The organism is Mesorhizobium sp. M0062 (assembly GCF_040323125.1).
In the GTDB taxonomy this organism is placed as follows: Bacteria; Pseudomonadota; Alphaproteobacteria; order Rhizobiales; family Rhizobiaceae; genus Mesorhizobium.
In genome coordinates this window covers 14,957-40,176 of record NZ_JAMYUO010000037.1, presented here as the reverse complement: position 1 = coordinate 40,176, position 25,220 = coordinate 14,957, and the positions used below count along the sequence as shown (strand labels likewise).

General features: G+C 63.4%; 28 protein-coding genes and 2 pseudogenes. 24 read left to right on the top strand and 6 right to left on the bottom strand.

Annotated features, from left to right (window positions below; genetic code table 11):
- The first annotated feature begins 73 nt into the window (after window positions 1–73).
- The 3 genes from dapA to NKJ64_RS28510 all read left to right on the top strand — a co-directional run bounded on the left by dapA (window position 74) and on the right by NKJ64_RS28510 (window position 2,273).
- Window positions 74–955, top strand: coding sequence for a 4-hydroxy-tetrahydrodipicolinate synthase (dapA, locus tag NKJ64_RS28520; RefSeq protein WP_023747466.1), 882 nt, complete (start codon window positions 74–76; stop codon window positions 953–955).
- Window positions 956–980: 25 nt separating this feature from the next.
- Entirely contained in the window at window positions 981–1,460 is a 480-nt protein-coding gene (gene smpB / locus NKJ64_RS28515) for an SsrA-binding protein SmpB (RefSeq protein ID WP_023687280.1), read from the top strand.
- A 72-nt stretch (window positions 1,461–1,532) separates the two neighbouring features.
- Window positions 1,533–2,273 (top strand): glycoside hydrolase family 25 protein, encoded by a 741-nt coding sequence (locus NKJ64_RS28510; protein ID WP_023716220.1) that lies wholly within the window; start codon window positions 1,533–1,535, stop codon window positions 2,271–2,273.
- Window positions 2,274–2,309: 36 nt separating this feature from the next.
- On the opposite strand, the gene NKJ64_RS28505 is transcribed toward NKJ64_RS28510, so the two are convergent.
- A complete protein-coding gene (locus tag NKJ64_RS28505) occupies window positions 2,310–3,215 on the bottom strand; it encodes a DMT family transporter (protein WP_023702679.1) in 906 nt (301 codons plus the stop codon).
- 146 nt (window positions 3,216–3,361) lie between these two features.
- On the opposite strand from NKJ64_RS28505, the gene NKJ64_RS28500 reads away from it, so the two are divergent.
- Complete coding sequence (locus tag NKJ64_RS28500) at window positions 3,362–3,835, top strand: Lrp/AsnC ligand binding domain-containing protein (protein WP_027049997.1); 474 nt, start codon at window positions 3,362–3,364, stop codon at window positions 3,833–3,835.
- 37 nt (window positions 3,836–3,872) lie between these two features.
- Here NKJ64_RS28500 and NKJ64_RS28495 read toward each other — a convergent pair.
- Window positions 3,873–4,028, bottom strand: a pseudogene (locus tag NKJ64_RS28495) (winged helix-turn-helix transcriptional regulator); the annotation flags it as partial.
- 8 nt (window positions 4,029–4,036) lie between these two features.
- On the opposite strand from NKJ64_RS28495, the pseudogene NKJ64_RS28490 reads away from it, so the two are divergent.
- Window positions 4,037–4,500 (top strand): annotated as a pseudogene (locus tag NKJ64_RS28490) (zinc-binding dehydrogenase); the annotation flags it as partial.
- A 10-nt stretch (window positions 4,501–4,510) separates the two neighbouring features.
- On the opposite strand, the gene NKJ64_RS28485 reads toward NKJ64_RS28490, so the two are convergent.
- Both NKJ64_RS28485 and NKJ64_RS28480 read right to left on the bottom strand, forming a co-directional pair.
- Window positions 4,511–5,176: a uracil-DNA glycosylase gene (locus NKJ64_RS28485; protein ID WP_027049995.1), complete on the bottom strand. Its 666-nt coding sequence runs from the start codon at window positions 5,174–5,176 to the stop codon at window positions 4,511–4,513.
- Window positions 5,173–5,754: a LabA-like NYN domain-containing protein gene (locus tag NKJ64_RS28480; RefSeq protein WP_352463723.1), complete on the bottom strand. Its 582-nt coding sequence runs from the start codon at window positions 5,752–5,754 to the stop codon at window positions 5,173–5,175. The genes NKJ64_RS28485 and NKJ64_RS28480 overlap by 4 nt, the downstream gene beginning before the upstream one ends.
- A 330-nt stretch (window positions 5,755–6,084) precedes the next feature.
- On the opposite strand from NKJ64_RS28480, the gene rpoZ reads away from it, so the two are divergent.
- The 11 genes from rpoZ to recO all read left to right on the top strand — a co-directional run bounded on the left by rpoZ (window position 6,085) and on the right by recO (window position 15,492).
- Window positions 6,085–6,486, top strand: a complete 402-nt coding sequence (gene rpoZ / locus NKJ64_RS28475) for a DNA-directed RNA polymerase subunit omega (protein ID WP_023670235.1) — start codon at window positions 6,085–6,087, stop codon at window positions 6,484–6,486.
- Between the two features lie 127 nt (window positions 6,487–6,613).
- Complete coding sequence (locus tag NKJ64_RS28470) at window positions 6,614–8,845, top strand: RelA/SpoT family protein (RefSeq protein ID WP_023670236.1); 2,232 nt, start codon at window positions 6,614–6,616, stop codon at window positions 8,843–8,845.
- A 95-nt stretch (window positions 8,846–8,940) separates the two neighbouring features.
- Window positions 8,941–9,519, top strand: coding sequence for an orotate phosphoribosyltransferase (pyrE, locus tag NKJ64_RS28465; RefSeq protein WP_023754778.1), 579 nt, complete (start codon window positions 8,941–8,943; stop codon window positions 9,517–9,519).
- An 11-nt stretch (window positions 9,520–9,530) separates the two neighbouring features.
- Window positions 9,531–9,911, top strand: a complete 381-nt coding sequence (locus NKJ64_RS28460; protein WP_023835278.1) for a VOC family protein — start codon at window positions 9,531–9,533, stop codon at window positions 9,909–9,911.
- A gap of 274 nt (window positions 9,912–10,185) precedes the next feature.
- Window positions 10,186–10,770 carry a DUF2062 domain-containing protein gene (locus NKJ64_RS28455; RefSeq protein ID WP_023670239.1) on the top strand — a complete coding sequence of 195 codons (585 nt, stop codon included), beginning with the start codon at window positions 10,186–10,188 and terminating at the stop codon, window positions 10,768–10,770.
- Window positions 10,767–11,180 carry a holo-ACP synthase gene (gene acpS, locus NKJ64_RS28450; protein WP_023670240.1) on the top strand — a complete coding sequence of 138 codons (414 nt, stop codon included), beginning with the start codon at window positions 10,767–10,769 and terminating at the stop codon, window positions 11,178–11,180. The genes NKJ64_RS28455 and acpS overlap by 4 nt, the downstream gene beginning before the upstream one ends.
- A 90-nt stretch (window positions 11,181–11,270) precedes the next feature.
- Window positions 11,271–12,020: a signal peptidase I gene (lepB, locus tag NKJ64_RS28445; protein WP_023670241.1), complete on the top strand. Its 750-nt coding sequence runs from the start codon at window positions 11,271–11,273 to the stop codon at window positions 12,018–12,020.
- The gene (rnc, locus tag NKJ64_RS28440; protein ID WP_023692856.1) at window positions 12,020–12,736 is read left to right on the top strand and encodes a ribonuclease III; all 717 of its coding nucleotides are present in this window, start codon (window positions 12,020–12,022) and stop codon (window positions 12,734–12,736) included. The genes lepB and rnc overlap by 1 nt, the downstream gene beginning before the upstream one ends.
- Window positions 12,733–13,659, top strand: a complete 927-nt coding sequence (gene era / locus NKJ64_RS28435) for a GTPase Era (RefSeq protein WP_023670243.1) — start codon at window positions 12,733–12,735, stop codon at window positions 13,657–13,659. The genes rnc and era overlap by 4 nt, the downstream gene beginning before the upstream one ends.
- Before the next feature lie 45 nt (window positions 13,660–13,704).
- A complete protein-coding gene (locus NKJ64_RS28430; RefSeq protein WP_352463722.1) occupies window positions 13,705–14,598 on the top strand; it encodes an aminoglycoside phosphotransferase family protein in 894 nt (297 codons plus the stop codon).
- 102 nt (window positions 14,599–14,700) lie between these two features.
- Window positions 14,701–15,492, top strand: coding sequence for a DNA repair protein RecO (gene recO / locus NKJ64_RS28425; RefSeq protein ID WP_023692858.1), 792 nt, complete (start codon window positions 14,701–14,703; stop codon window positions 15,490–15,492).
- Between the two features lie 100 nt (window positions 15,493–15,592).
- Here the strand turns inward: recO and NKJ64_RS28420 are convergent, their stop codons facing one another.
- Window positions 15,593–16,057, bottom strand: coding sequence for an NUDIX hydrolase (locus NKJ64_RS28420; RefSeq protein ID WP_023687287.1), 465 nt, complete (start codon window positions 16,055–16,057; stop codon window positions 15,593–15,595).
- A 247-nt stretch (window positions 16,058–16,304) separates the two neighbouring features.
- Between NKJ64_RS28420 and NKJ64_RS28415 the strand changes: the two genes are divergently transcribed.
- From NKJ64_RS28415 to NKJ64_RS28380, 8 genes are all read left to right on the top strand, one after another.
- Window positions 16,305–19,094, top strand: coding sequence for a DUF2339 domain-containing protein (locus NKJ64_RS28415; protein WP_352463721.1), 2,790 nt, complete (start codon window positions 16,305–16,307; stop codon window positions 19,092–19,094).
- Window positions 19,095–19,141: 47 nt separating this feature from the next.
- A complete protein-coding gene (locus tag NKJ64_RS28410; protein WP_023670248.1) occupies window positions 19,142–19,384 on the top strand; it encodes a type II toxin-antitoxin system VapB family antitoxin in 243 nt (80 codons plus the stop codon).
- Window positions 19,384–19,800, top strand: coding sequence for a type II toxin-antitoxin system VapC family toxin (locus tag NKJ64_RS28405; RefSeq protein WP_023670249.1), 417 nt, complete (start codon window positions 19,384–19,386; stop codon window positions 19,798–19,800). Before NKJ64_RS28410 ends, NKJ64_RS28405 begins: the two co-directional genes overlap by 1 nt.
- Window positions 19,801–19,962: 162 nt before the next feature.
- On the top strand, window positions 19,963–20,481 hold the full coding sequence (locus NKJ64_RS28400) for an RNA polymerase sigma factor (RefSeq protein ID WP_023670250.1): 519 nt from the start codon (window positions 19,963–19,965) through the stop codon (window positions 20,479–20,481).
- Window positions 20,478–21,269, top strand: a complete 792-nt coding sequence (locus NKJ64_RS28395) for an anti-sigma factor family protein (protein ID WP_023670251.1) — start codon at window positions 20,478–20,480, stop codon at window positions 21,267–21,269. The genes NKJ64_RS28400 and NKJ64_RS28395 overlap by 4 nt, the downstream gene beginning before the upstream one ends.
- Window positions 21,270–21,428: 159 nt before the next feature.
- Window positions 21,429–22,526 (top strand): peptidase C39 family protein, encoded by a 1,098-nt coding sequence (locus NKJ64_RS28390; RefSeq protein ID WP_023670253.1) that lies wholly within the window; start codon window positions 21,429–21,431, stop codon window positions 22,524–22,526.
- Window positions 22,527–22,531: 5 nt separating this feature from the next.
- Window positions 22,532–23,995 (top strand): RimK family ATP-grasp domain-containing protein, encoded by a 1,464-nt coding sequence (locus tag NKJ64_RS28385; protein WP_352463720.1) that lies wholly within the window; start codon window positions 22,532–22,534, stop codon window positions 23,993–23,995.
- Between the two features lie 38 nt (window positions 23,996–24,033).
- The gene (locus tag NKJ64_RS28380; protein ID WP_023670254.1) at window positions 24,034–24,306 is read left to right on the top strand and encodes a DUF3303 domain-containing protein; all 273 of its coding nucleotides are present in this window, start codon (window positions 24,034–24,036) and stop codon (window positions 24,304–24,306) included.
- Between the two features lie 13 nt (window positions 24,307–24,319).
- On the opposite strand, the gene NKJ64_RS28375 is transcribed toward NKJ64_RS28380, so the two are convergent.
- Window positions 24,320–25,219 carry a LysR substrate-binding domain-containing protein gene (locus NKJ64_RS28375; RefSeq protein WP_023749698.1) on the bottom strand — a complete coding sequence of 300 codons (900 nt, stop codon included), beginning with the start codon at window positions 25,217–25,219 and terminating at the stop codon, window positions 24,320–24,322.
- Window position 25,220 lies beyond the last annotated feature (1 nt).

The window sequence follows — 25,220 nt, the reverse complement described above, 5'->3', positions numbered from 1 at the left end:
GTCGCCCAAAAGCGGGAACCGGTTTTGGGACGATGACACGCATAAACAAACAAGTCCCAAGGAGTTGGACGACATGCTGAGAGGCTCGCTTACTGCGCTCGTGACACCGTTCGAAAAGAGCGGGCGTTTCGACGAGAAAGCCTTTCGCGCCTTCGTCGAATGGCAACTTGGCGAGGGCACGACGGGCCTCGTCCCGGTCGGCACCACCGGCGAGTCGCCGACGCTGTCCCATGACGAGCATCGCCATGTCGTCAAGGTCTGCATCGAGGTGGCCAAGGGCCGCGCTCCGGTCGTCGCCGGCGCCGGCTCCAACAACACCGCGGAAGCGGTCGGTCTGGTGCAATATGCCGAGCAGGCGGGCGCCGACGCCGCTCTGGTCGTGACACCGTATTACAACAGGCCGACGCAGCGCGGCCTGTACGAGCATTTCGCCGCCGTCGCCAGGGCGACCAAGCTGCCGATCATCATCTACAACATCCCGCCGCGCTCGGTGATCGACATGATGCCGGAGACGATGGGCAGGCTGGCGCACGACTTCCAGAACATCGTCGGCGTCAAGGATGCCACCGGCAAGGTCGAGCGCGTGTCCGAACAGCGCGCCACCTGCGGCAAGGATTTCATCCAGCTTTCAGGGGAGGATGCCTCGGCGCTCGGCTTCAACGCCCATGGCGGCGTCGGCTGCATCTCGGTGACGTCGAATGTCGCGCCGCGGCTGTGCGCTGAATTCCAGGAAGCCACACTGTCCGGTGACAGCGCCAAGGCGCTGGAATTGCAGGACCGTCTGCTGCCGCTGCACAAGGCGATCTTCCTTGAGCCCGGCCTGTGCGGCGTCAAATACGCGCTGTCGAAGATTGGCAAGGTCGAGAACGTGGTGCGCTCGCCGCTGGTGACCATCGAGGCGTCGACCGCCGAGAAGATCGATGCGGCGATGAAACACGCCGGCTTGATAAATTAAGGATGAGGCGCCACCTCTCCGCATCATGAACCAGGTCAGAAAAGCCGATCCAAACAACAAAACCGTTGCGGAAAACCGCAAGGCGCGGTTTTCCTATGAGGTGCTCGACACCGTCGAGGCCGGCCTGGTGCTGACCGGCACCGAGGTCAAGTCGCTGCGCCAGGGCCAGGCCAACATCCAGGACAGCTACGCCTCGGTCGAGGGTGGCGAGATCTGGCTGATCAATTCCTATCTGCCGGAATACCTGCAGGCCAACCGCTTCAACCACGAGCCCAGGCGGCGTCGCAAGCTGCTGCTCAACAAGCGCGAGATGGCAAAACTGGCGCAGAGCATCGACCGCGAAGGCATGACGCTGGTGCCGCTGAAAATCTACTTCAACGACCAGGGCCGTGCCAAGCTGCTGCTCGCCGTCGGCCGCGGCAAGAAACTGCACGACAAGCGCGAGAGCGAAAAGCAGCGCGACTGGTCGCGCGAAAAGGGCCGGCTCATGAAGGAACGGGGCTAAGAACCTCGAGCCACAGCCCCAGAAAAGCCACATCGGCTTTCAAGTTTCCAGCGACATACGATGGGGAAAGGCTTGAAGAACCGGATCATTCTCTGGGGTGCGGCCAGTCTGGTCTTCGCCGGCATCGTCGCCGCAGGTGGCATCTTCTATTTCCGGACGTTCTCGCCGGATCGTGACAGCTATCCGGTCAGGGGTATCGACGTTTCCCATCATCAGGGTGAGATCGACTGGCGGCGCGTTGCCGCCGACGATGTCGCCTTCGCGGTCATCAAGGCGACCGAGGGCGGCGACCATGTCGACGATGCCTTCGCCAAAAACCTGCGCGAGGCGCGCGCGGCCGGGCTTGCGGTCGGCGCCTATCACTTCTTCACCTTCTGCCGGCCGGGCGCCGACCAGGCGAAAAATTTCATCGCGGTGGTGCCGCACGACCAGCCGCTGCTGCCACCGGTCGTCGACATCGAATTCGGCGGCAACTGCCCGCAACGCCCGTCGCCGGAGCAGCTGAGCGCGGAACTCCAGGCCTTCCTCGGACCGGTTGAAGCTGCGTTCGGCAAGCCGGCGATCATCTACCTGACCGACGAGGCCGAGGACGCCTATGCCGGGAAAATCGACGTTCGCCCGCTCTGGCGTCGCTCGTTGCTCCTGGAGCCAGGTCGCAACGACTGGATCTACTGGCAGTACCACAATATGGGCCGCGTCGACGGGATCGAGGGCGATGTCGATCTCAACGTCCTGCAGGGTGGGCAGCAAACGCTGGCCGAGCTATTTGCTGCACCCGCATCGCTCTCTTCGCAAAAGCCTCCATCGCCTTGAACGAATCAGCTGGCCTTGAGTTTGGCATCCGCAGTCTTACGCAGGCTTGGGAACAGGCCTGGAAAGAGCCGAAAAAGCCATCCCCGCGGCCATGATCAGTACGGCGGCGAACTGGGCGCCGGTCGGCGTCTCGCCGAGCACCGTCATCGCGATCAGCACGGTTGCGATCGGCACGCATGGCATGAACAGCGATGCCGCCTGCGACCCCAGCTGCCGGACGATATAGGTGTACAGGAACATGGCGGCCGCACCCGCCAAAAACCCTTGAATGACGATCTGGCTGGCAATCTCGGCCACTGATGCCGCGCGGAGGCCGCTTGGGGCAAAGAAATAGAGCAACGGCAGCGGCACGCATGACAGCAGCACCACGGTTACGGTCGCCGCAATCGGATCGACGCGCCAGCGCCGCACAAGAACGGCATAAGCGGCAAACATCGCGCCCGATGCGATGAACAGCAGATCACCGGAGAAGACATCCTTCATACCGCCACCGGTGTGCGCTGGCGCAATGAACAGGATCAGCCCGGCGATGATGGCGGCGACGCCGATGGTTTGCTGGCGCGAGGCCTTGTCCGTCGTGGCGAGGTGCGACAGCACGAACGAGAAGAACACAATCGAGGCTGGGCAAAGTGCCGCGCCATGCGCGGCGGGTGCGTAGGTGAGGCCCCAGTTGATGATGATAGGGTAGGGCAGTCCGGCCAGTGCCGCCAGCGTCAAGGCACGCCGCCAGCCCAACGCTTTGCTGGCTGACAGGCCGCCGCGCCAGACAACCGGCAGCATGACCAGTCCGGCACCGACAAAGCGCAAGGTCGCGACATCCGTCGCCGTAAGATGCTCCCGCAGGCTAAAGCGGGCTGCGACGAACTGCACGGCGTAAATGCCGATCATGGCGAGGCCCGCAAGAATTGCCGGCTTTGTGTTTCGGTCCTCTGTCACGCGCATTCTTGTCCCGCTCGATTCTGCCAGCGGAGGATTCTTCCTCCAGACGGCTCTCGTTGAAAGCGCAGCCTATTGTTGAGAATGGTGCGACAAAATAGGCTGCTTTCGCGAGCTGGGCGTGAATCTCACACAATAGAGGAGCCATGAACGTGAATCATGAATCCGACCAACTTGATGCCATCGACCGCAGCCTGCTGCGGTTGTTGCAGGAGGATGGGCGTCGCACCACACTCGATCTCGCCGCCCGTGTCGGCCTGTCGCCGACCGGCACCAGCCAGCGCGTGAAGCGCCTTTTCCGTGAGGGTTTCATCACCGCGGTCCGGGCCGTGCTCAATCCGCAAAAGATCGGCCGCGGCACGCTCGTCTTCATCGAAGTCAGGCTCGACCAGGCGGCGCCGCATGTGTTCGACCGTTTCGCCGAAGCGGTAGCAAAGGCCTCCGAAGTGCTGGAGTGCCATATGGTCGTGGGCGGCTTCGACTATCTGGTGAAAGCGCGCATTTCGGAAATGGCCGCCTATCAGGATTTTTTGAAGCGCGTGATCCTGCCGCTGCCGGGTGTCAGGGAAACGCACACCTATGCGTCGATATCGGACGTGAAGCCGGACGCGCTGCTGCCGGTGTGAGGGCCGGACCAACGCAAGCGGTTGCCACGCCTCCGCTTCAAGCGGCCTGGGAAACCTCCGGCGCCAGCGTCACATACGCATCGCCCCAGACCTTCAGCACGGTGATCACGGGCTCCAGGCTTCGGCCACGAGGCGTCGGGCTGTACTCGACCTTCGGCGGCATCTGCGCATAGACCTTGCGGGCGATGAGCCCAGTCTGGCTCGCTCGGCTATGCGCAGGCGGCAGCACTGCCGACGACGGCGATCACCGCCTTTGAGGCGCTGTTCGACCGCCTCGATGTGAAGAAGCTAGTCATCGGCGCCGCGAACACCATCCTGATCGTCGGCGGCGCCGGCGGCGTCGGGTCGATCGCGGTCCAGCTCGCGCGCCAGCTGACCGATCTGACGATGATCGCCACCGCATCGCGGCCCGAAACCCGCGACTGGGTCGCAAGAGCGTTTCGGTCCACTGGGAGCCGATGTTCACCCGCTCGCTGTATGAAACGCCCGATATGGCCGCGCAGGGCGAACATCTCAACGAACTGGCGCGCCTTGTCGACGCCGGCACCATCCGCACCACGCTGGGCGAGACGTTCGGCCCAATCAATGCCGCCAATCTGAAGCGCGCCCATGCGCTGATCGAGACCGGCAAGGCCAAGGGCAAGATCGTGCTCGAGGGATTTTGAGAGGCAGCGTCTAGTTCCGCAGGAACGACGCGATCTCGCTGAATACCTTGACGAACATCGCTTCGGTCAGCACCCCAGTGTTGGTGTTGTAGCGCGAGCAGTGATAGCTGGAAAACAGCGTGACGCCGCCGGCCGGCAACTGACCGCCGTGCTTGAACGGATAGGCGGCGACGCGCTGGCCCAGCGCCCTGACGGTCGACTGGTGGGCGATGGAGCCCAGCGCCAGCACGGCGCGCAGTTTGGGAAAGCGTGCAATCGTCGGCACCAGAAAGCTGCGGCAAGTGGCGATCTCGGCGCCGACCGGCTTGTTTTCAGGCGGCACGCAGCGCACCGCATTGGTGATCGCGGTGCCGACCAGCTGCAACCCATCATCCGGCCGCGCCTTGAACTCGCCGCGGGCAAAACCGTGAGCGATCATCGTTGAGTAGAGCAGGTCGCCGGCATAGTCGCCGGTAAACGGCCGCCCGGTGCGGTTGGCGCCGCGCAGGCCGGGCGCCAGCCCGACGATCAGCAGCTCGACGGCGTCCTCGCCATCAGGCGGCAGGAAGGTCGGCACCGGCGCGTTGAACCACGACGGCTCGCGCTGCCGCCAGTCTGCGATGAAATCATGCAGGCGTGGGCAGAGGGGGCAGTCGCGGTCGGGTTCGGGAGCGGCGTCCAAGGCCGCCGCCGTCAATAGTCTTCCTCTTCGGCTTCGGCCGGCTCGGGCCTGCGCACCGGCCGTTCGGAGGGATCGCGGCCGACCTCGTTCTTCAGCGAGGTCAAATCGATGAAATGGTCGGCCTGGCGGCGCAGATCGTCCGAGATCATCGGTGGTTGCGAGGCCATGGTGGAGACGATCGAGACCTTGCGGCCGCGCCGCTGCAGCGCTTCGACCAGTGTGCGGAAATCGCCGTCGCCGGAGAAGATGACATAGTGGTCGACGACATCGGCAAGTTCGAGCGCATCGACGGTCAGTTCGATGTCCATATTGCCCTTGATCTTGCGGCGGCCGGTCGAGTCGGTGAACTCCTTGGCCGGCTTGGTCACCACCTTGAAGCCATTATAGTCGAGCCAGTCGATCAGGGGACGGATCGAAGAGTATTCCTGATCCTCGACCAGAGCGGTGTAGTAATAGGCCCGCAGCAAATAGCCGCGCTTCTGGAAGCTGGACAGCAGTTTGCGGTAGTCTATGTCGAAGCCGAGTGCGCGCGAGGTGGCGTAGAGATTGGCGCCGTCTATGAAAAGAGCGATTTTTTCACGGGGGTCGAACATGGCAATATTCCTTTTTCGAAATAGGTGGCGGACTAATCGAAATGGGTCGTTATATCGGTCGGCTCGTAAATAAACCGGCTGACCTTTCGTCAACCGAGATAGCGCCAGTTTTACGGCAATCCAAGGGTGCCGGGGCGCACTGCAAGCAATTGTGATCGGAGCCGTGTCGTCGCCGGTAGGCGGGCTTTGCCGGCAAGGCATTCACCGGCGCCAGAGACTGGCATTCGCCAGCCGATGGGGCCACGGCGCCATAATGCTTGTATTTTGGCGGCGTTCGGGTTATGGACCGCGCCTGTTTTCCATCAAATCCAGGCATGAAAGGGGCAATCAATGGCCCGCGTAACCGTTGAAGACTGCATCGACAAGGTCGACAACCGCTTCGAGCTCGTGCTGCTCGCCGGCCACCGTGCCCGCCAGATCAGCCAGGGCGCGCCGATCACCGTGCCCCGCGACAACGACAAGAACCCGGTCGTAGCGCTGCGCGAGATCGCCGACGAGACGCTGTCGCCCGACGACCTCAAGGAAGATCTGATCCACTCGCTGCAGAAGCATGTCGAGGTCGACGAGCCCGAGGCCGACGGCGAGGCGATCGCCGACCAGACCGGCAACGCAGTTGCAGCTACCGATGCCGACGACGCCGAAGAAAACGTCACCTTCGATCGCATGACCGAGGAAGACCTTTTGGCCGGCATCGAGGGCCTGGTTCCCCCGGAAAAGAGCGACGACTACTAATCGCTGCCCTGGACCTGCCGGGAATATGGTTCCGGCACTTCCGTCCCGTGAGTTTCGTGGCTATCTATGAGATGCGCCGTACATCAGTGCGGCGCATCAATCATTTCAGCACCGTGAGAACCCGCCCATGATGCGTCAGTATGAGCTTGTCGAGCGCGTTGCGCGCTACAAGCCTGACGTCAACGAGGCGTTGCTCAACAAGGCCTATGTCTACGCCATGCAGAAGCATGGCCACCAGAAGCGCGCTTCCGGCGATCCCTATTTCTCGCATCCGCTCGAAGTCGCCGCCATCCTCACCGAAATGCACATGGACGAGGCGACGATCGCCGTCGCCTTGCTGCATGACACGATCGAGGACACCACCGCGACGCGGGCCGAGATCGACGATCTGTTCGGCCCCGAAATGGGCAAGCTGGTCGAAGGCCTGACCAAGCTGAAGAAGCTCGATCTCGTCTCCAAGAAGGCCGAGCAGGCGGAAAACCTGCGCAAGCTGTTGCTGGCCATCTCGGAGGATGTCCGCGTTCTGCTGGTCAAGCTCGCCGACCGTCTGCACAACATGCGCACCCTCGACCACATGCCCGAGGCCAAGCGCCTGCGCATCGCCGAGGAGACGATGGACATCTATGCGCCGCTCGCCGGGCGCATGGGCATGCAAGGCATGCGCGAGGAACTGGAAGAGATCGCCTTCCGCTTCATCAATCCGGAAGCCTATCGCGCCGTCACCGCGCGGCTTGCCGAGATATTCGAGCGCAACAAGGGCGTGCTGACCGACATCGAAAAGGCGCTGTCGGCGCTGTTCGAAAAGCATGCCATCAACGCCGGCGTGAAGAGCCGGCAGAAGAAGCCGTGGTCGGTGTTCCGCAAGATGGAGGCCAAGGCGCTGTCCTTCGAGCAGCTCTCGGACATTTTCGGCTTCCGCGTCGTCGTCGACAGCGTCGAAGACTGCTACCGCGCGCTCGGCGCCATCCACACCACATGGTCGATGGTGCCTGGCCGCTTCAAGGATTACATTTCTACGCCCAAGCAGAACGACTACCGTTCGATCCACACCACCATTGTCGGCCCGTCGCGCCAGCGCGTCGAACTGCAGATCCGCACCCGCGAGATGAACAAGATCGCCGAATATGGCGTCGCCGCCCATTCGATCTACAAGGACACCGGCGGCAAGACGAACGGCGCCGCCCATGCGATCTCGAAGGAGACCAACGCCTATGCCTGGCTGCGGCGCACCATCGAGCAACTGGCAGAAGGCGACAACCCGGAAGACTTCCTCGAAAATACCAAGCTGGAGCTGTTCCAGGACCAGGTATTCTGCTTCACGCCGAAAGGCATGCTGATTGCGCTGCCGCGCGGCGCCACGCCCATCGACTTCGCCTATGCCGTGCACACCGATGTCGGCGACACCTGCGTCGGTGCCAAGGTCAACGGCCGCATCATGCCGCTAATGACGGAACTGAAGAACGGCGACGAGGTCGAGATCATCCGCTCCAAGGCGCAAGTGCCGCCGGCGGCGTGGGAGTCGGTGGTGGTCACCGGCAAGGCGCGCTCAGCCATCCGCCGCGCCACCAAGAACGCCATTCGCAAGCAATATTCAGGTCTTGGTGCCCGCATTCTCGAGCGCGCCTTCGAACGCGCCGGCAAGACCTTCACCAAGGAAAGCCTGAAGCCGGTGCTGCACCGGCTGGCGCGCAAGGACATCGAGGATGTGCTGGCCTCGGTCGGGCGCGGCGAACTTGCCTCGACCGACGTCATGAAGGCCGTCTTCCCAGACTACAAGGACGAGCGCGTCACCGTCAGCGCCCCCAAGCAGCGCGAGGAGGGCTGGTCGAAGATCCGCAACGCCGCCGGCATGCTGTTCCAGATGCCCGGCACACGAGCCGCGCGCAAGGACAAGGACCAGCCGCGCGATGGCGCGGTGCCGATCCGCGGCGTGCGCGGCGACCTGCCGGTGCGTTTCGCGCCGGAAGGGGCCGTGCCAGGCGACCGCATCGTCGGCATTGTCCAGCCGGGCACCGGCATCACCATCTATCCCATCCAGTCGCCGGCGCTGCAGGCCTTCGACGACCAGCCGGAGCGCTGGATCGACGTGCGCTGGGACATTGACGAGCAGACCAAGGAGCGCTTTCCGGCGCGCGTCTCGGTCACCGCCATCAACGCGCCGGGCTCGCTCGCCGATATCGCCCAGGTCGTTGCCTCCAACGACGCCAACATTCATACGCTGTCGATGGTGCGCACCGCGCCCGACTTCACCGAAATGCTGATCGATCTCGAAGTCTGGGATCTGAAGCACCTCAACCGGCTGCTGTCGCAGCTCAAGGATAATTCGAGCGTCAGCGATGCGCGGCGTGTGAATGGGTGAATAGTGAATAGTGAATAGTGAATAGTGAAAGAAGGCGCTCTCACTACCATTCACCATTCACCATTTCACCATTCACCATGGACATGGGGCGAGTTATGAATACCGACGAGGTGCTGGGCATTTTCCGCGAGGCGGGCGCTGTTCTGGAGGGGCATTTCATCCTGACGTCCGGCCTGCGCAGCCCGGTCTTCTTGCAGAAGGCGCGCGTCTTCATGCATGCCGACAAGACCGAGCGGCTTTGCAAGGCGCTGGCCGAGAAGATTCAAAAGGCGGTGCCGGGCAAGATCGACTACGTCGTCGGCCCGGCGATCGGCGGCCTGATCCCGGCCTATGAGACGTCGCGCCATCTCGGTGTGCCTGCAATCTGGGTGGAGCGCGAAGGCGGCGAGTTCAGGCTGCGCCGCTTTGAGATCGCTGCCGGCTCGCGCGTCGTCATCGTCGAGGACATCGTCACCACTGGTCTTTCGATCCGCGAAACCATCGACTGCCTGCGCGCGATTGGCGCCGAGGTCGTGGCGGCGGCCTGCATCATCGACCGCTCGGCCGGCAAGACCAATGTCGGCGTGCCGCTGATCGCGCTTGCCGAATACGAGGTCCCGGCCTATCCCGCCGACCGCCTGCCGCCGGAACTTGCCGCCATTCCCGCCGTTAAGCCAGGAAGCCGCAACATCTAGGGGACATCACAATGATCGCCGGCATCGATCATTTCGTGCTGACGGTCCGCTCGGTGGAGGACAGCTGCGCCTTCTACCAGCGGGTGCTTGGCCTGAAGCGCCTCGACGAGCCGGAGCGGCCGACGGCGTTGCTGTTCGGATCGCAGAAGATCAATCTGCATCAGGCAACGCACACTTTTGAACCGAAAGCCAAGACGCCGATGCCTGGCTCCGGCGATTTCTGCCTGGTCGCCGCAAGGCCGCTTGCCGAGATTTGCGCCAGTCTCGAAGCCAATGGCGTTGCCATCGAAGTCGGCCCGGTCGAGCGCACCGGCGCCCGCGGCACGATGATGTCGGTCTATTTCCGCGACCCGGACAGCAATTTGGTCGAAGTCAGCGAATATCGGGAATAGTCTATCCGCCTCGGCGTCGTCTTCCCGGGCAGGCCTGATCGTCGTCATGAAAGTCTCGCTTGGATGTTGTGTTGTCCTCAGTTTCGCCCCAATGGCGCTCTTGTTACCCGCCTGCGGCAGACCATCGCGGCGGCGTTTCATTGTTCCGCCGCAAGGCAGTCGCTATATCAAAGTCGTTGTTGCCTTTCTGCGCCGTCGAAGCGCAAGATGGAGCGACCGCGCCCGGCCAGGGATGGTTGCAATTTGGGCGTGACGAACCGGGAACTGGAACAGAGTGCTTTTTCGACGCCGAAAGCCTGATGGCATTCTGGAGCGGGTGCGTACCTATCTGTGGCCGCGCCGCTCGTTTTCGCGCTCGTTGCAATATTTCTCCAAGCGCATCCTGCGGCTGAAGGCGACACCGCATGCGGTCGCGGCCGGCGTCGCGGCCGGCGTTTTCGCCTCCTTCTTTCCGCTCGGCTTCCATTTCGCCGTCGCCGCCGTGCTCTGCTGGGTGGTCGCCGGCAATCTGGTGGCCGCCGCCCTCGGCGCGGTATTCTTCGGCAATCCGCTGACTTTCCCGCTGCTGTGGGGAGCGTCCTGGGAAGTCGGCAAGCTGATCCTGCATGAGCGCCTGCCCAAGAACGGACCGCCTGCGCATCTTGGTGAGATGATGCACACGCTGTCGTTTGCAAAGCTGTGGCACCCGGTGCTCGAGCCGATGCTGATCGGCGCTGTGCCGCTCGGCCTGATCTTCGGGCTGATCTTCTACGGCATTACCCGCTGGGGGATGACAGCCTTTCGCGAGCAGCGCAGGAAGCGCATGGCAGAGCGGGCGCATAAGGCCGGGCACCGCGGACGGGAAGTTCCGGCGGAATGATCATCGGCATCGGCAGCGACCTGATCGACATCAGACGCATCGAAAAGTCGCTGGAACGGCATGGTCAGCGCTTCATCCAGCGCATCTACACCGAGGTCGAACAGGTCCGCTCCGAAGGCCGCAAGGGCCGCGCCGCCTCCTATGCCAAGCGCTTCGCCGCCAAGGAGGCCTGCGCCAAGGCGCTTGGCACCGGCCTGGCGCAGGGCGTGTTCTGGCGCGACATGGGGGTCGCCAACCTGCCCAGCGGCGCGCCGACCATGGCGCTGACCGGGGGAGCGGCGGCACGGCTGGCCAAAATCCTGCCACAGGGGCACAGAGCGGCGATCCACCTCACAATCACCGATGATTTCCCGCTTGCTCAAGCCTTTGTGATCATCGAGGCGTTGCCCGCCGAACAAGCGCCACATTGATTGCATCAGACGACCGCTATCTAACGCCGACTTGACGTTGCCCAGCGCGCGCCGAGACTCTATACCATCCAACGCACAATCGAGGACGACATGAGCGTGGCTGAAAAATCCGAGAAGAAATCCGGCGGGCTTGGCGAAATCGTCAGCGTCATCATCCAGGCTTTGCTGCTGGCCATGGTCATCCGCACGTTGCTGTTCCAGCCCTTCTCGATCCCGTCCGGCTCTATGCGGCCGACCTTGCTCGAAGGCGACTATCTGTTCGTCACCAAATGGTCCTACGGCTTCTCGCGTTATTCGCTGCCATTCGGCCCCGACATCTTTTCCGGCCGCATCTGGGGTTCCGATCCGAAGCGCGGCGACGTGGTGGTCTTCAAGTTCCCGCCGGATCCGTCGCTCGACTACATCAAGCGCGTCGTCGGCCTGCCGGGGGACAAGATCCAGATGAAGGACGGCCAATTGTTCATCAACGGCCAGGGCGTGCCTCGTGTGAAAACCGGCCAGATCCAAAATCCTGATATCACGGAAGTGCCTGAGCCGGTCGACGTCTATCGCGAGACCCTGCCCAACGGCGTCAGCTACGACACGCTCGACCTGACACCGAATTCGATCACCGACAACACCCGCGAGTTCGTCGTGCCCCCCGGCAACTATTTCATGATGGGCGACAACCGCGACAATTCCTCCGACAGCCGCCTCAGCGTCGGCTACGTGCCGGCGGAGAACCTTGTCGGCCGCGCTAACATCGTCTTCTTCTCGATCGCCGGGAAGGCGAGCCCGCTCGAGATCTGGAAATGGCCGTCGCTGGTGCGCCTGTCGCGCCTGTTCCATTTCGTGAATTGATGGCTTTGAAGCGCCCGACGGGTGAAACTCTGGCCGATTTGGTGACAGCCAAAACCGGCCATTCCTTCCGGGATGTCCGTTTGCTTGAGACCGCGCTGACCCATTCCAGTGCGGTCAAGGCAAGCAGCAACAACCAGCGCCTCGAATTCCTTGGCGACCGCGTGCTCGGCCTGATCGTTGCCGACCTGCTTTTCGAAAAGTTTCCTGAAGCGCCGGAAGGTGAAATCGCCCCGCGCTTCAATGCCCTGGTCGATGCGCGGACATGCTCCGAGATCGGCATTGAAATGCAGCTCGAAGATCTGGTTCGGGCCGACGCTGCCTTGAAGGCGCGCTCGCGCGGCTCGGGCGGAAACTATCTGGCGGATGCGGTCGAGGCGCTGATCGCGGCGGTCTATATCGACGGCGGCCTCGATGCCGCAAGGCAATTCGTCCTGCGTTACTGGGAGCCGCGCTCGCAAAAGGTGGTGGCCAAGCCGCCCAATCCGAAATCCGACCTGCAGGAATGGATCGCCAAGACCAGCGATGTCAGGCCCGAATACGCGATCGAGAAACGCGAGGGACCTGAACATCAACCGGTTTTCACGGTGTCCGTGAAGGTCGGCGGTTTTGCGCCGGCAAGCGGCACGGGCGGCTCTCGCCGCGCAGCCGAAGAAGCGGCGGCATCGGCGTTTCTTATGCGCGAGGGCATCTGGGCCAACCAAGGGAGTGCGGCGTGACCGGCAGCGAAGATCTCCCTCCGGCAGCGGAGGCCACGCATTCCGGCTTCGTTGCCCTGATTGGGGCGCCCAATGCCGGCAAGTCGACGCTGGTCAACCAACTGGTCGGCGCCAAGGTGTCGATCGTCACCCACAAGGTGCAGACCACCCGCGCCATCGTGCGCGGCATCGCCACGCATGACAACGCGCAGATCGTCTTTGTCGATACGCCCGGCATCTTCAAGCCGAAGCGCCGGCTCGACACCGCGATGGTGACCACCGCCTGGGGTGGCGCCAAGGACGCCGATATCGTGCTTCTGCTGATCGATGCCGAGCGCGGCATCAGGGGTGACGCCGACGCCATCCTCGAGCGGCTGAAGGACGTCCGCCAGCCGATGGTGCTGATCCTCAACAAGGTCGACCGGGTCAAGCACGAGGCGCTGCTGGCCCTGGCTGCGGCAGCAAACGAAAAGGTGCCGTTCAAGCGCACCTTCATGGTCTCGGCGCTGACCGGCTCCGGCTGCAAGGATTTGCTCGACTATCTCGCGCAAGCGCTGCCGGTCGGCCCCTGGTACTATCCGGAAGACCAGATCTCGGACCTGCCGATGCGCCAACTGGCCGCCGAGATCACCCGCGAGAAGCTGTATCTGCGGCTGCATCAGGAGTTGCCCTATTCCTCGCATATCGAGACCGAGAAATGGGAAGAGAAACCGGACGGCTCGGTGCGCATCGACCAGACCATCTATGTCGAGCGCGACAGCCAGAAGAAGATCGTGCTCGGCCACAAGGGCGAGACCATCCGCGCCATCGGCCAGTCGGCGCGCATGGAAATAGCCGGCATTCTCGAGCAGAAAGTGCACCTGTTCTTGTTCGTCAAAGTGCGTGAAAACTGGGGCGACGACCCCGAACGCTACCGTGAGATGGGGCTTGAGTTTCCCCATTGAGCTTCATCGTCTAGAAATGCCGCTCCGGCAGTTTGAGACGATGACATGCCTGATCCAAAACCGACCATCGATACCGATCTCGTGCGCCGGCTGGTCAACGCGCAGTTTCCGCAATGGCGGCATCTGCCGGTGAGCCCGGTGACGTTTGGCGGTTGGGACAACCGAACCTTCCACCTCGGCAATGATATGACTCTGCGGCTGCCGAGTGCCGCACCATATGCCTTGCAGGTCGAAAAAGAGCACCGCTGGCTGCCCAGGCTGGCGCCGCTTCTGCCGCTGCCGATCCCGGTTCCACTGGCGATGGGCGAGCCTGGGGAGGACTACCCCTGGCAATGGTCCGTCTACCGCTGGATCGACGGCGAAACAGCCAAGACCGCCGAAATCGCCGATCGCCCACAGTTCGCGGTCGATCTGGCCAAGTTCCTCATTGCGCTCCGGCGGATCGATCCGGCGGGCGGGCCGCCCGCGGGCCAGCACAATTTCTTCCGCGGCGGATCGCCGAGCGTGTATGACAACCAGACAAGGGAAGCACTCCAGGCGCTGGAGGGGCAGATCGACACCCAGGCGGCCACCGCTGTCTGTGATGCGGCCCTTGCCGCCACCTGGCAAGGGTCGCCCGTCTGGTTTCACGGCGACGTCGCCTGGGGCAACCTTCTGGTCCAAAACGGCCGTTTGAGCGCCGTCATCGACTTCGGCACCTCCGGGATCGGCGATCCCTCTTGCGACCTGGCGATCGCCTGGACGTTCTTCCAGGGCGAGAGCCGGGAGGCGTTCCGTGCCGCCATCGACGTCGATGAAGCGACCTGGGCGCGCGGCCGCGGCTGGACGCTGTGGAAGGCGCTGATCACCGTTGCCGGACACGACGCCAACCAGGCCGAAGCCGAGCGATCGCGCCGCGTCATCGACGACGTCCTGGCCGATCACCGGAAATTCGCGTGATCGGAGCCTTTCGACGATGTGCGGAGATCCAATGTCAGCACAGATCGCACGCGGTGCGCCAAAATCTTGATTTCGCCATGCAACCGGTGACAAGCTCCTGCCATGGAATGGCGCGACGAGGGAATCATACTCGGCACCCGCAAGCATGGCGAAACCAGCGCCATTCTCGAGGTAATGACGCGTGCGCATGGCCGCCATCTCGGCCTGGTGCGCGGCGGGCGCTCGCGCAAGCAGCAGCCGGTGCTGCAGCCCGGCAACCGCGTCGACCTTTTGTGGCGGGCACGCCTCGACGAGCATCTCGGCACCTTCCAGGCCGAGGCGATCGAGATGAATGCCGCCCGGTTGATGGACAGCGCAGTCGCCGTCTACGGCCTGCAGACCATGGCCGCGCATCTCAGGCTCCTGCCGGAGCGCGACGCCCATGGCGGCCTGTATGAGACGCTTGCCGTGATGATCGCCCATCTGGACGATTCGGATGCCGCCGGGGAACTGGTGGCGCGCTTCGAACTGCTCATCCTCGACGAACTCGGCTTCGGCCTCGATCTCAGCCAGTGCGCGGCGACCGGCGCCAGGCAGGATCTGGCCTATGTCTCGCCGAAATCCGGCCGTGCGGTGTCGCGAGCCGCCGGTGCGCCGTGGCGCGACAAGATGCTGGCGCTGCCGGCCTTCCTGCAGCGCGGCTCCGGCTTGCGGGCGGACCACGCGGCACTCGAGGACGCCTTCCATCTGACCGGTTTCTTTTTCACCCGCCATGTCTACGAGCCGCGCGGCATTGAACAGCCCGATGCCCGTGCCGGCTTCCTCGCCGCCTTGCGCAAGCATCATTCGGGCGGCAATGCCGCCACTACGGCAGACGCTGCGCCAGAAAGGGGAGGGAGACTCGGTGGGTGCTGACCTCCGCAACCGTCCAGGTTCACAGCAAAAGCTGCATGCGGCAGCATTCCCTCCTCCTTGTGGGGAGGGTTAGGGTGGGGGTACTCGTAGGGCAAGAGCCTCAGCCGGCCTTGCGATGCTCCATGAAATCATCGAGGATGGCGCGCTGACCGCCGAGGATCTTGAGGCTGGCCTCCGCGAAGGAAAACCAGCCGGCCCTGTCGATTTCGGGAAATTCCCTCGTCACGCCTGACCTGGGCGGCCATTCCATCGTGAACATGTTGCTTTTAACGGCATCGGGATCGAAATCGGCTTCGACACTCCAGGCGATGACGATCTTGCCGCCGGCTTGCCGATAGCTGCCGACAGGCTCGAAATCACCCTCGATGCTGACTCCGAGTTCTTCCCCAGCCTCGCGCCGGGCGGCGGCCAACTCATCTTCATTGTCCTCGACGAGGCCCTTGGGGATCGACCAAGCGCCTTCATCCTTCCTTGCCCAGAATGGGCCGCCGGGATGGACGAGCAGAAATTCGAGAATGCCGGCCCTTGTCCGGTGGATCAGCAGCCCTGCACTTCGTTTCGGCATTCGATTTCCCCACAGTTCATCCGAGGATAGCATGGCTCCTGGGCAAGTGGCGGCGGCATGCCATTCCTGGCTATCTCAGATGATGGGTGAGGATAAAGACCGTAGGCCGCTGGAATTTGCCGACGAAACATGCTCGATAACTTCTTTTCGGCCACCATTGCGGTGGCGTGACTTGAATAGCCGTCTGGGGTGGCCGTGTGGCCGCCGCAATTGTCAGTGAAAACTGGCCTGGTTTGGGGGAACCGCCATGTTTGAAAGCCTGATTGGCGCCGTCGTCGTTATCGTGCTTTTTGTCCTCGTCTTGCGCCAGCAGGGCCGCGTCAGTCTGATCGAGCGCGAGCTCGGAGCGCTGCGCAGCCTGGTTCTGTCCGGCGTGCATGCGACACCGCCCGTTGCCAAACCGGTCGAGCAGGTTGCAAGCGCACCGGCGGATGCCGCTCAGGCCACCGCACCAGTTGCCGACATAGCTTCGCCAACAACAGCCGACGCGGCACATGCCCAGGCACCGGCCGCCGAAGCCGATGCGGCCACCAGCGAGGCCGTGCCAGAACTGTCAGAGGCGGCATTCACCGGATCCGCGCCTGCCGCCACGGCGAAGGCAGCCCGCCAGTCCGAGGTCGAAACCGCGCTCGGCACACGATGGGCGGTCTGGGTCGGCGGCGTCGCGCTGGCCCTGGGCGGCCTGTTCCTGATCCGCTACACCATCGAGGCCGGCATTTTCGGCCCCGAAGTGCGGCTGTCCCTGGCGGCGCTGCTCGGCCTGGTGCTGATCGGCGGCGGCGAGTTCATCCGCCGCACCGGCTTCAAGGTGCCGGTGCAAGGGGCTGCAGGCGCCTATATTCCGGCGATCCTGACGGCTGCCGGCGCCTTCATTCTGTTCGGTACGGTCTATGCCGCGCACGCCATTTACGGTTTCGTCGGCCCGGCCTTCGCTTTCGCCGTGCTCGGCGCCATCGGCGTAGCGACCATTGTCGCCGCTCTCGTCCACGGTCAGGCCCTGGCCGGCATCGGCCTTGTCGGCTCGATGGCGACGCCGGCGCTTGTGTCCTCGCAGGCGCCCAACCCATGGGCGCTGTTCGTCTACCTGGCGATCGTGCTTGCCGCCACAGCCGTGATCGCCCGCATTCGCGACTGGAAATTCCTGATTGCGGCCGCCTTCTTCGGCACCGGCGCCTGGACCATCGCCTACATGATGAGTACGCTCGTCGCCGACCTTGCCGTCATCCGGTTCGCCGACCTTGCCGTCGTCCTGTTCATCGACGCGGTGACGGTGGCGGTGCTTGCCTTTGTTTGCCTGGGCAGTCGTGGCGGCGAAGCGGAACCTGCAAAGGCGGGCTTCGACTGGCCCTCGATCATGCCTGGCGTTTTCGTTGCGTTTTCAGCGCTAGGCCTGTCCGTCGACACGACGCTGGTCGCCGCCAGTGGCGCCTTGCCGGGCGCCTTCGTCCTCGTCGCCCTTGTCGCTACCGCACTCTACCGGCCGCGCGCGCTGCCGCTGCTGCATGCCGCCGGCGTGGTGAGCGTGATGATCCATCTCGGCATCATTCCGCCCACCACCATCGGCTCCGACATAACCCAGGGGAATATCGGCTTTGACGGCATGCCGGTGGCGGCCGGAAATCCGTTGACGCTGCGCATCGGCATTGGCCTCGGCCTGGTCTTCATCGGCGCCGGCTTCTGGGCCGCACGCCGCTTCGCCGCCTCAGCACGGGTCCGCGCGGCATGCTGGGCGGCATGGGGCATCGCTGCGCCGCTGCTTATTCTGCTGACGCTGTGGCTTGCCTACGGCAATCTCGACCGCGACCTTGTCTACGCAGAGATAGCTGCCCTTCTGGTTGTTGTCTTCGCTGCCGGTGGCGAATGGATCGCGCGCGCCGAACAGCCGCCGCTCAAGGGCGACATCGCCGTCTCCTTCGCGCTTTGCGGCTCGGCTCTGGCCGGCCTGCTGATGCTGCACATGGCCTTCGGATCCGGCTGGACGACCATTCTTGCCGGCGTTGCCGCCATCGTGCCGGCGCTGGCGACGCGGTGGCGCAGCTATCCGGTGCTTGGCTGGATTTCGGTCGGCGCGGTCGTTGCCGTGCTGGGCCGCGTCGCCTTCGATCCGACCATCGTCGGCGCCGAGTTCCTGACGACGACGCGGGTGTTCAACTGGCTGCTGCCGGGATACGGCGTACCGGCGCTAGCCTTCGGCTTTGCCGCCTGGCAACTCGCGCGTACCACCCCCGCACTACCAACAGCTGGTAATGGCCGGCCGCGCCTAGCGATGGAGGCGGGTGCAGCCCTGTTTGCGCTGCTCACCGTCGCCATGCTGGTGCGCCACGCCATGCATGGCGGCGTCATCGACACCGGTCCGGTGACGCTCGCCGAACAGGCGATCTATACGCTGATCGCCATCGGCGCCGGCGCGATACTGGTGGCCATCGACATGCGCTCGCCAAGCTCTGTGCTGCGCTACGGCTCGATGGCTGCCGGCGTGCTCTCGGTCGCCTTCATCGTCCTCCAGCATTTCCTGGTGCTCAATCCGCTGTTCACCGACGAATCGACCGGCCAGATCCCGGTGTTCAACCTCTTGTTCCTGGCTTATCTCCTGCCGGCCATCGCTGTCGGCGGGCTGGCGCTCTATGCCAGGGACAAGCGGCCGCCATGGTATGCGCAGATGCTGGCGGTGGTGGCGGCATTGCTTGTCTTCGCCTACGCCACACTGTCGGTCAGGCGCGTGTTCAAGGGCGAGTTCATCGGCCTGTGGAGCGGCCTCGGCCAGCTCGAGACCTACACCTATTCGGCGCTCTGGCTGGTCATTGGCGTCGTGCTGCTCACCGCCGGCGTCTGGCTGAAGTCGCAGGTGCTGCGCATCGCCTCGGCGGCGCTGATCGCGATTGCCGTGGTAAAAGTCTTCCTGTTCGACATGTCGGAACTGGAAGGCGTGCTCAGGGCGCTGTCCTTCATCGGTCTTGGCGCCGTGCTGATCGGCATCGGCCTGTTCTACCAGCGGCTGCTGACGCGGGCGGCGAGGGAGGCCAACGCTGCAACTTGAAGTGATATACGAGATGGAATATATCAATATCCAACGGAGGATATTCGATGCCGCTCTATATCCGCGACGACGAAGTGGATGCGCTGGCCAGCAGATTGCAACGCGAGACGAACGCTCCGAGCAAAACGGAGGCGGTGCGGGTCGCGCTCGTGCACGAACTTGAGCGCAATCGGGCGAAGGTGCCGCTGCGCGATCGGATCGCCAGTCTTCAGGACAGGGCCAGGAAGCTTGGCCTGCCCAATCCCGATTTCGATATGAAGAAGTTCACCGACGAGATGTGGGAAGACTGATGTTTGTCGACGCGTCGGTGATCGTCGCCATTCTCAACCAGGAACCTGGGTGGGAGGAATTGCTGAAGCAGCTATCCGGTTTTTCCGGGCAGGTCTGGGTTTCTCCGTTGGTTCACTTCGAAGCAACACAGGCATTGGCAAGGGCCGGCGCCGGCCCGCGCAGACCCAGCGCTGAAGCCCTTCTCCATGCCCGCGATCTGATCGATGAGTTCATTGTGGAGATCATGGGAGAGAGTCTGGCCATTGACGACAACATCGGCTCTCGGGCCATTGACGCGAGTGCCCGTTACGGCAAAGCCGTTGGCCACAAGGCGGATCTGAATCTCGGGGACTGTTTTGCTTACGCCTGCGCGAAAAGCCGCGATCTTCCACTGCTATACAAAGGCCATGATTTTGCACAGACCGATTTAGGATAATTCGGCCCTTTTGTTGATTGCGGGGAATAATTTAGCCGATCAACTCGTTATCTCACTGCTTGGGTGACCGGGGCGGCAGACCGCTTCGCGCTGGCCGCTTGCGCCGCGCCGGGAAGGCGCGTTCAATCGGGTTAAACAAGGGCGACCTCAGAACCAGCGGTCATGGACGAAAAGAAGGCAGCAATCCTTGGCGAAATACCGCGCCTGCGCCGCTACGCACGCTCGCTTCTGCGCGACCGCGAATCCGCTGACGATCTCGTCCAGGATTGCCTCGAACGAGCGCTCTTGCGGCTTGAAAGCTGGCAGACGGGAGAAAGCCCCCGGAGGTGGCTGTTTACGATCATGCATCATTTGTTCATCGATCAGATGCGCAAGGTGAACCGGCGCGGTGAGGCGGCGATCCTGCCGCTTGACGCAAACGAGGCGCAGGCAGTCCCCGCCGAGCAGGCCGAGAACGCCGCCTCGCGCGAGATCATCGACGCATTGCAGGCGATCAGCCCCGACCGCCGCGCCGCTCTAGTCATGGTCGCCATCGAAGGATTCTCCTATGCCGAAGCCGCCAACATTCTCGGCGTGCCCGCCGGCACGCTGATGTCGCGCATAGCGCGCGGACGCGAGGAGCTGCGCAGCCTGCTCGATGACACGGCGCGCCGCCGCTCGATAAGGATCGTCGAGAAATGACCCGCCGCGATTTTTCCGAACGCGATATCCACATGGCTCTCGACGGCGAGCTGCCGGGCGACGAGCGCGCCGCCTACGACGCCTGGATCGACGCCAATCCCGAAATGAAGGCGAAAAGCGCCCGCTACACCGCCGACCGCGCCGCGTTGCGCGCCGCCTTTGCCGGTGTGCTCGACGAGCCCGTGCCGGTGCTGTTCAAGCAGATCGTTAGCGGTGAAGGCGCGACCAAGGCGGCGGCGCGGCAGTCGCGCTGGTGGCTTGCGGCCGCGGCGGCCGCAGTGCTCGTCATCGGCGGTCTTGGCGGCTATTTTGCCGGCATCGACGGCATCGGCAGGGAAGATGGCGCCGATGACCAACTGGCCGAAGAGGCGATCGCCGCCCATGTCATCTATGCCGCCGAACAGCGCCATGCGGTGGAAGTGCCGGCAAGCGACAAGGATCACCTGCAGACCTGGCTGTCCAACCGCGTCGGCCTGAAACTGGTGGCGCCGGATCTGGTGGCGGAAGGCTTCCAGCTGGTTGGCGGCCGGCTGCTGCCGGCCGGCCAGGGCAAGGCAGCGATGCTGCTTTACGAGGACGCCAAGGGTCAGCGCATCTCCTTGTTCGTTACCGCTGATTCCTCAGCCAAGTCCAAGGGCACCTACATGGCCGAGGCCGACGGCCCCGAGGCGGTCTACTGGCTGGACAAGGGCTATGCCTGCGCCGTCGTCGGCTCGCTGCCGCGCGAGCAACTGGCTGCGGTCGCCAAGCGGGCCTACGGTCAGCTTCTGGCTGGTATCGCCAGTTAAGCGCATTCCGTTTCGGGAATGCGCCGGGGTAGAAAGTGTCACAATTCGGCCCTATTCGAAGTGCGATAGCGCTTGATGGATATCGGCGTTTCGGCTGATGTTTGCGACGTTTTTGACCGCGGCCTTTTCCTCCACCCAATCGAGGTTTTCCAAACCCGCATGCCTGCCGAGATTCGCAAGGCCCGCGCGTCCGACGTCGATGACCTCGCCGCCATCGAGAAGGCGGTCTTTTCCAGTGACCGCATTTCCCGGCGCTCCTTCCGCCTGTTGATCGAACGCGAGACAGCCGAGATGCTGGTCGCCGAAAGCGATGGTCGTGTCGCCGGCTACGCCATCGTGCTGTTTCGCAAGGGCAGCGGCGTCGCCCGGCTCTATTCGCTTGCCACCAGCCCGTTTTTCAGGGGCCGCGGCATTGGCCGCATGCTGCTTGCAGCGGCCGAAGAAGCTGCCTTCGAGCACGACCGCATGATGTTGCGTCTCGAAGTGCGCGAGGACAATCTTCGCGCCATCGGCATCTATGAGCAGAGCGGCTACCGCAAGATCGGTCGCGAGCCTCACTATTACGAGGATGGCGCCACCGCGCTGCGCTACGAAAAGACCTTGCGCGGCGATATTCCGGTCGCCACCAAAGTCCCGTTCTACCAGCAGACCTGCGAGTTCACCTGCGGTCCATGCTGCCTGATGATGGCGATGGCCAATTTCGATTCGGGCTTCGTGCCCGATCCGGTCATGGAAATCCGCCTATGGCGCGAGGCAACGACCGTGTTCATGATGTCCGGCCCCGGCGGCTGCGAGCCCTTCGGCCTTGCGGTTTCCGGCTACGAAAGCGGGCTTGCGGCGGAAATCTTCGTGTCCTTCTATGGCGCGCTGTTCTTGCAATCGGTGCGCAGCGACGACAAGCGCCGGGTGATGGAACTTGCCCAGGTGGACTTTCGCCGCCGCGCGGAACTATACGGCATCCCGGTGAATTACCGTCCGTTCACCATCGACGATATACGCGGCGCCCTGGCTCAGGGAAAACTGGTGCTGGTGCTGATCAGCGGCTTCCTGATGTTCGGCAAGAAGGTGCCGCATTGGGTGCTGGCTATCGGCGACGATGGCGACCACATCCTGATCCACGATCCCTGGGTCGAGGACGAAAGACAGGAGACCATCCTCGATGCCGCCAACATTCCCGTGCCGCACGGCATCTTCATGAACATGGCGCAATTCGGCCGCGACGGACTGCGTGCTGCCATCACTCTTGGGAAACGCTGATAACAATGACCTGGGTCATCCTCACCGGCCGTCAGAACGATCTCGACCCGGCGGCGACGCCGCACAAGATCATCACCAACCGTGACTATCTTGCGCATCCGGCGCTGTTTCGGGGCCAGCAGCCGAAGGTCATCAACCTGTCGAACAATTACGCCTACCAGAGCCGCGGCTATTATGCCTCTCTGCTCGCCGGTTCGCGCGGCCACAAGGTCATCCCGACGGTCGAGACGATGATCGACCTGTCCGAGCGCAAGCTCTACGAGCACGCGCTGCCGGAACTGGAGCTGGCGCTCAACAAGTGCCGCAAGGATCTCGGAGGCGTTTTCCCGCAAAAAATCTGCATCTTCTTCGGCATCGGACCGTCGAAGGTCTGGGACCGCTTCGCCAAGCTGTTGTTCGACTGGTTCCGCGCTCCGGCGCTTGAGGTTCACATCAAGGACAGCGCCGAATGGGCTTCGATCCGCAAGATCGGCTTCCTGCCGCTGGCCAGGATGGCCGAGGAGGAAGAAGCCTTATTCGTGCAGGCGCTCGAGAAGTACACCAACCGCGAGTGGCGCGACACCAAGGGCCGCACGCCGGCACGCTACACCTTCGCCACGCTGGTCGATCCGCATGAAGAACTGCCGCCGTCGGAGATTTCCTCGCTGCGTTACTGGGCCAAGATCGCCGAAAAGATGGGCGTCGAAATCGAGCCGATCACCAGGAGGGACCTGGCCAAGCTCGCCAATTACGACGCGCTGTTCATCCGCGAGACCACCTCGATCTCAAACCACACCTACCGCTTCGCGCGCCGCGCCCAGCAGGAAGGCATGCCGGTGATAGACGACCCGCTGTCGATGATCCGCTGCACCAACAAGGTCTATCTCAACGAACTGATGGCCTACAACAAGGTGCCGGTGCCGCCGACGGTGATGATAGCCGGCACCTCGGACCTCGAACTGGCGGCGCAGACGCTGGGCTTTCCGCTGGTGCTGAAGATCCCGGATTCATCGTTCTCGCGCGGCGTCAAGAAATGCGGCAACTTCGAAGAACTGAAGACGCTCGCCACCGAGTGGCTGGAGGATTCCGATCTCCTGATCGCGCAGAAATTCATCCCGACCGAATATGACTGGCGCGTCGGCGTGCTCGGCGGGCAGCCGCTGTTTGCCGTGCATTATCTGATGGCGAAAAAACACTGGCAGATCGTCAACCACAAGGCCAGCGGCAAGCCCGACCAGGGCGGCATCAAGACCTTCACGCTGAAAGAGACGCCGCCGCATGTCGTCGACACCGCGGTGAAGGCGGCGCGCTGCATCGGCGACGGGCTTTACGGCGTCGATCTCAAGGAAACCAAGGATGGCGTCTTCGTCATCGAGGTCAACGACAACCCGAACCTCGACCATGGCTGGGAGGATTCCGGCGAAAAGGACGAAGTCTGGGTGCGGCTGACGCAATGGTTCCTGGAGCGGCTGGACCGTCCCGGGCGTTAGTTTGCCGTCCCGGGCGGCAATTCAACCGAGGGGGAAAAATGCAGTTCATCGTCATCGAGGATTTCACCGGCTGCGACCGCAAGGAGATCTACCGCCGTTTCGGCGAGCGCGGCAGATTGAAGCCGGACGCGCTTGTCGTGCACCACTCCTGGATCGCGGCTGATATGAGCCGCTGCTTCCTGCTGGTCGAGGCCGATGACGTCACGCTGCTGCAGCGCTGGGTCATCGAATGGTCTGACCTGGTGGAGTTCGAGATCATTCCCGTGGCGACGAACAAGGACATGGTCGCCGCACTGGCCGGCCATCTCTGAGCAGCTCGGGCCATCAGCCGAGCACCGGCGAACCCACCGACCGCCGGCATTCCTCAATCAGCCAATTGCGAAACGCCGCCACCAGGTCGCGCCTTGCACTGCGTTCGGGGATCGTCAGGCAATATGGCTGACGCAGCGCGATCGATAGGGCATTAGCCCGGACCAAACGGCCCTCTTCCAGCGCCCCGGCGCAATAAATGCCTTGCGCCAGCGCCGCGCCCAGCCCTGAAATGGCAAGGTCGAGCGCTGCCCGCGACGAGTTCGCCGACAGTCCGCGCTGCACTGCGCGGCCGGGCTCTATGCCCGCCGCCTCGAACCAGGTGCGCCAAGACGGAAACGACGCGCCGGTCGGTCCCCAGTCGGTGTGAATCAGTGGCAGGCCGGCGAGGCTGTCGGTTTTGGCGGTGAGTTCTGGCGCGCAGACGGGGTAGACGGCGTCCCTGACGATCTCCTCGCTCGGGTGTTCACGATAGTGCGGGCCGAAGGACAGCCGGATGTCGATCAGTTCGCGGTCGAACGGCACCGGATCGTCATCGCCGCGCAGGGATATGTCGACGGCGCCGTGGCTGGCGACAAAGCCGGCGAGGCGTTCGGAAAGCCAGCCCATCGCCATGGACGGCGGCACCGATACGACAAGCCGCGGGCGGAAGGCATCGCTGCCACGCGCGATGCTGCCGATCTCCCGAAAAGCCAGGGTCAGCCGGGGCAGCATCTCGACGCCGGCTTCCGTCAGCACCACGCGGCGGTTGACGCGATGGAACAGTTTTCGACCCATCTGCTCCTCGACGGTGCGAATGAGCTGGCTGACCGCAGCCGCCGAGATCGAGAGCTCATCCGCCGCTGCGGCGAAACTCCCCGAGCGCGCCGCCGCCTCGAAGGCTTGAAGTCCTCTCAGGGAAGGAAGCGCGGTCATT

Excerpts from the sequence above, each read along its gene's own strand:
- rpoZ (WP_023670235.1), top strand. The coding sequence starts at position 6,085 with ATGGCCCGCGTAACCGTTGAAGACTGCATCGACAAGGTCGACAACCGC.
- acpS (WP_023670240.1), top strand. The coding sequence starts at position 10,767 with ATGATCATCGGCATCGGCAGCGACCTGATCGACATCAGACGCATCGAA.
- NKJ64_RS28400 (WP_023670250.1), top strand. The coding sequence starts at position 19,963 with ATGGACGAAAAGAAGGCAGCAATCCTTGGCGAAATACCGCGCCTGCGC.
- NKJ64_RS28375 (WP_023749698.1), bottom strand. The coding sequence starts at position 25,219 with ATGACCGCGCTTCCTTCCCTGAGAGGACTTCAAGCCTTCGAGGCGGCG.
- NKJ64_RS28505 (WP_023702679.1), bottom strand. The coding sequence starts at position 3,215 with ATGCGCGTGACAGAGGACCGAAACACAAAGCCGGCAATTCTTGCGGGC.
- NKJ64_RS28395 (WP_023670251.1), top strand. The coding sequence starts at position 20,478 with ATGACCCGCCGCGATTTTTCCGAACGCGATATCCACATGGCTCTCGAC.
- NKJ64_RS28460 (WP_023835278.1), top strand. The coding sequence starts at position 9,531 with ATGATCGCCGGCATCGATCATTTCGTGCTGACGGTCCGCTCGGTGGAG.
- NKJ64_RS28470 (WP_023670236.1), top strand. The coding sequence starts at position 6,614 with ATGATGCGTCAGTATGAGCTTGTCGAGCGCGTTGCGCGCTACAAGCCT.
- smpB (WP_023687280.1), top strand. The coding sequence starts at position 981 with ATGAACCAGGTCAGAAAAGCCGATCCAAACAACAAAACCGTTGCGGAA.
- NKJ64_RS28480 (WP_352463723.1), bottom strand. The coding sequence starts at position 5,754 with ATGTTCGACCCCCGTGAAAAAATCGCTCTTTTCATAGACGGCGCCAAT.
- pyrE (WP_023754778.1), top strand. The coding sequence starts at position 8,941 with ATGAATACCGACGAGGTGCTGGGCATTTTCCGCGAGGCGGGCGCTGTT.
- NKJ64_RS28385 (WP_352463720.1), top strand. The coding sequence starts at position 22,532 with ATGACCTGGGTCATCCTCACCGGCCGTCAGAACGATCTCGACCCGGCG.
- rnc (WP_023692856.1), top strand. The coding sequence starts at position 12,020 with ATGGCTTTGAAGCGCCCGACGGGTGAAACTCTGGCCGATTTGGTGACA.
- NKJ64_RS28415 (WP_352463721.1), top strand. The coding sequence starts at position 16,305 with ATGTTTGAAAGCCTGATTGGCGCCGTCGTCGTTATCGTGCTTTTTGTC.
- recO (WP_023692858.1), top strand. The coding sequence starts at position 14,701 with ATGGAATGGCGCGACGAGGGAATCATACTCGGCACCCGCAAGCATGGC.
- NKJ64_RS28380 (WP_023670254.1), top strand. The coding sequence starts at position 24,034 with ATGCAGTTCATCGTCATCGAGGATTTCACCGGCTGCGACCGCAAGGAG.
- NKJ64_RS28410 (WP_023670248.1), top strand. The coding sequence starts at position 19,142 with ATGCCGCTCTATATCCGCGACGACGAAGTGGATGCGCTGGCCAGCAGA.
- NKJ64_RS28420 (WP_023687287.1), bottom strand. The coding sequence starts at position 16,057 with ATGCCGAAACGAAGTGCAGGGCTGCTGATCCACCGGACAAGGGCCGGC.
- NKJ64_RS28390 (WP_023670253.1), top strand. The coding sequence starts at position 21,429 with ATGCCTGCCGAGATTCGCAAGGCCCGCGCGTCCGACGTCGATGACCTC.
- lepB (WP_023670241.1), top strand. The coding sequence starts at position 11,271 with ATGAGCGTGGCTGAAAAATCCGAGAAGAAATCCGGCGGGCTTGGCGAA.
- NKJ64_RS28405 (WP_023670249.1), top strand. The coding sequence starts at position 19,384 with ATGTTTGTCGACGCGTCGGTGATCGTCGCCATTCTCAACCAGGAACCT.
- dapA (WP_023747466.1), top strand. The coding sequence starts at position 74 with ATGCTGAGAGGCTCGCTTACTGCGCTCGTGACACCGTTCGAAAAGAGC.
- NKJ64_RS28430 (WP_352463722.1), top strand. The coding sequence starts at position 13,705 with ATGCCTGATCCAAAACCGACCATCGATACCGATCTCGTGCGCCGGCTG.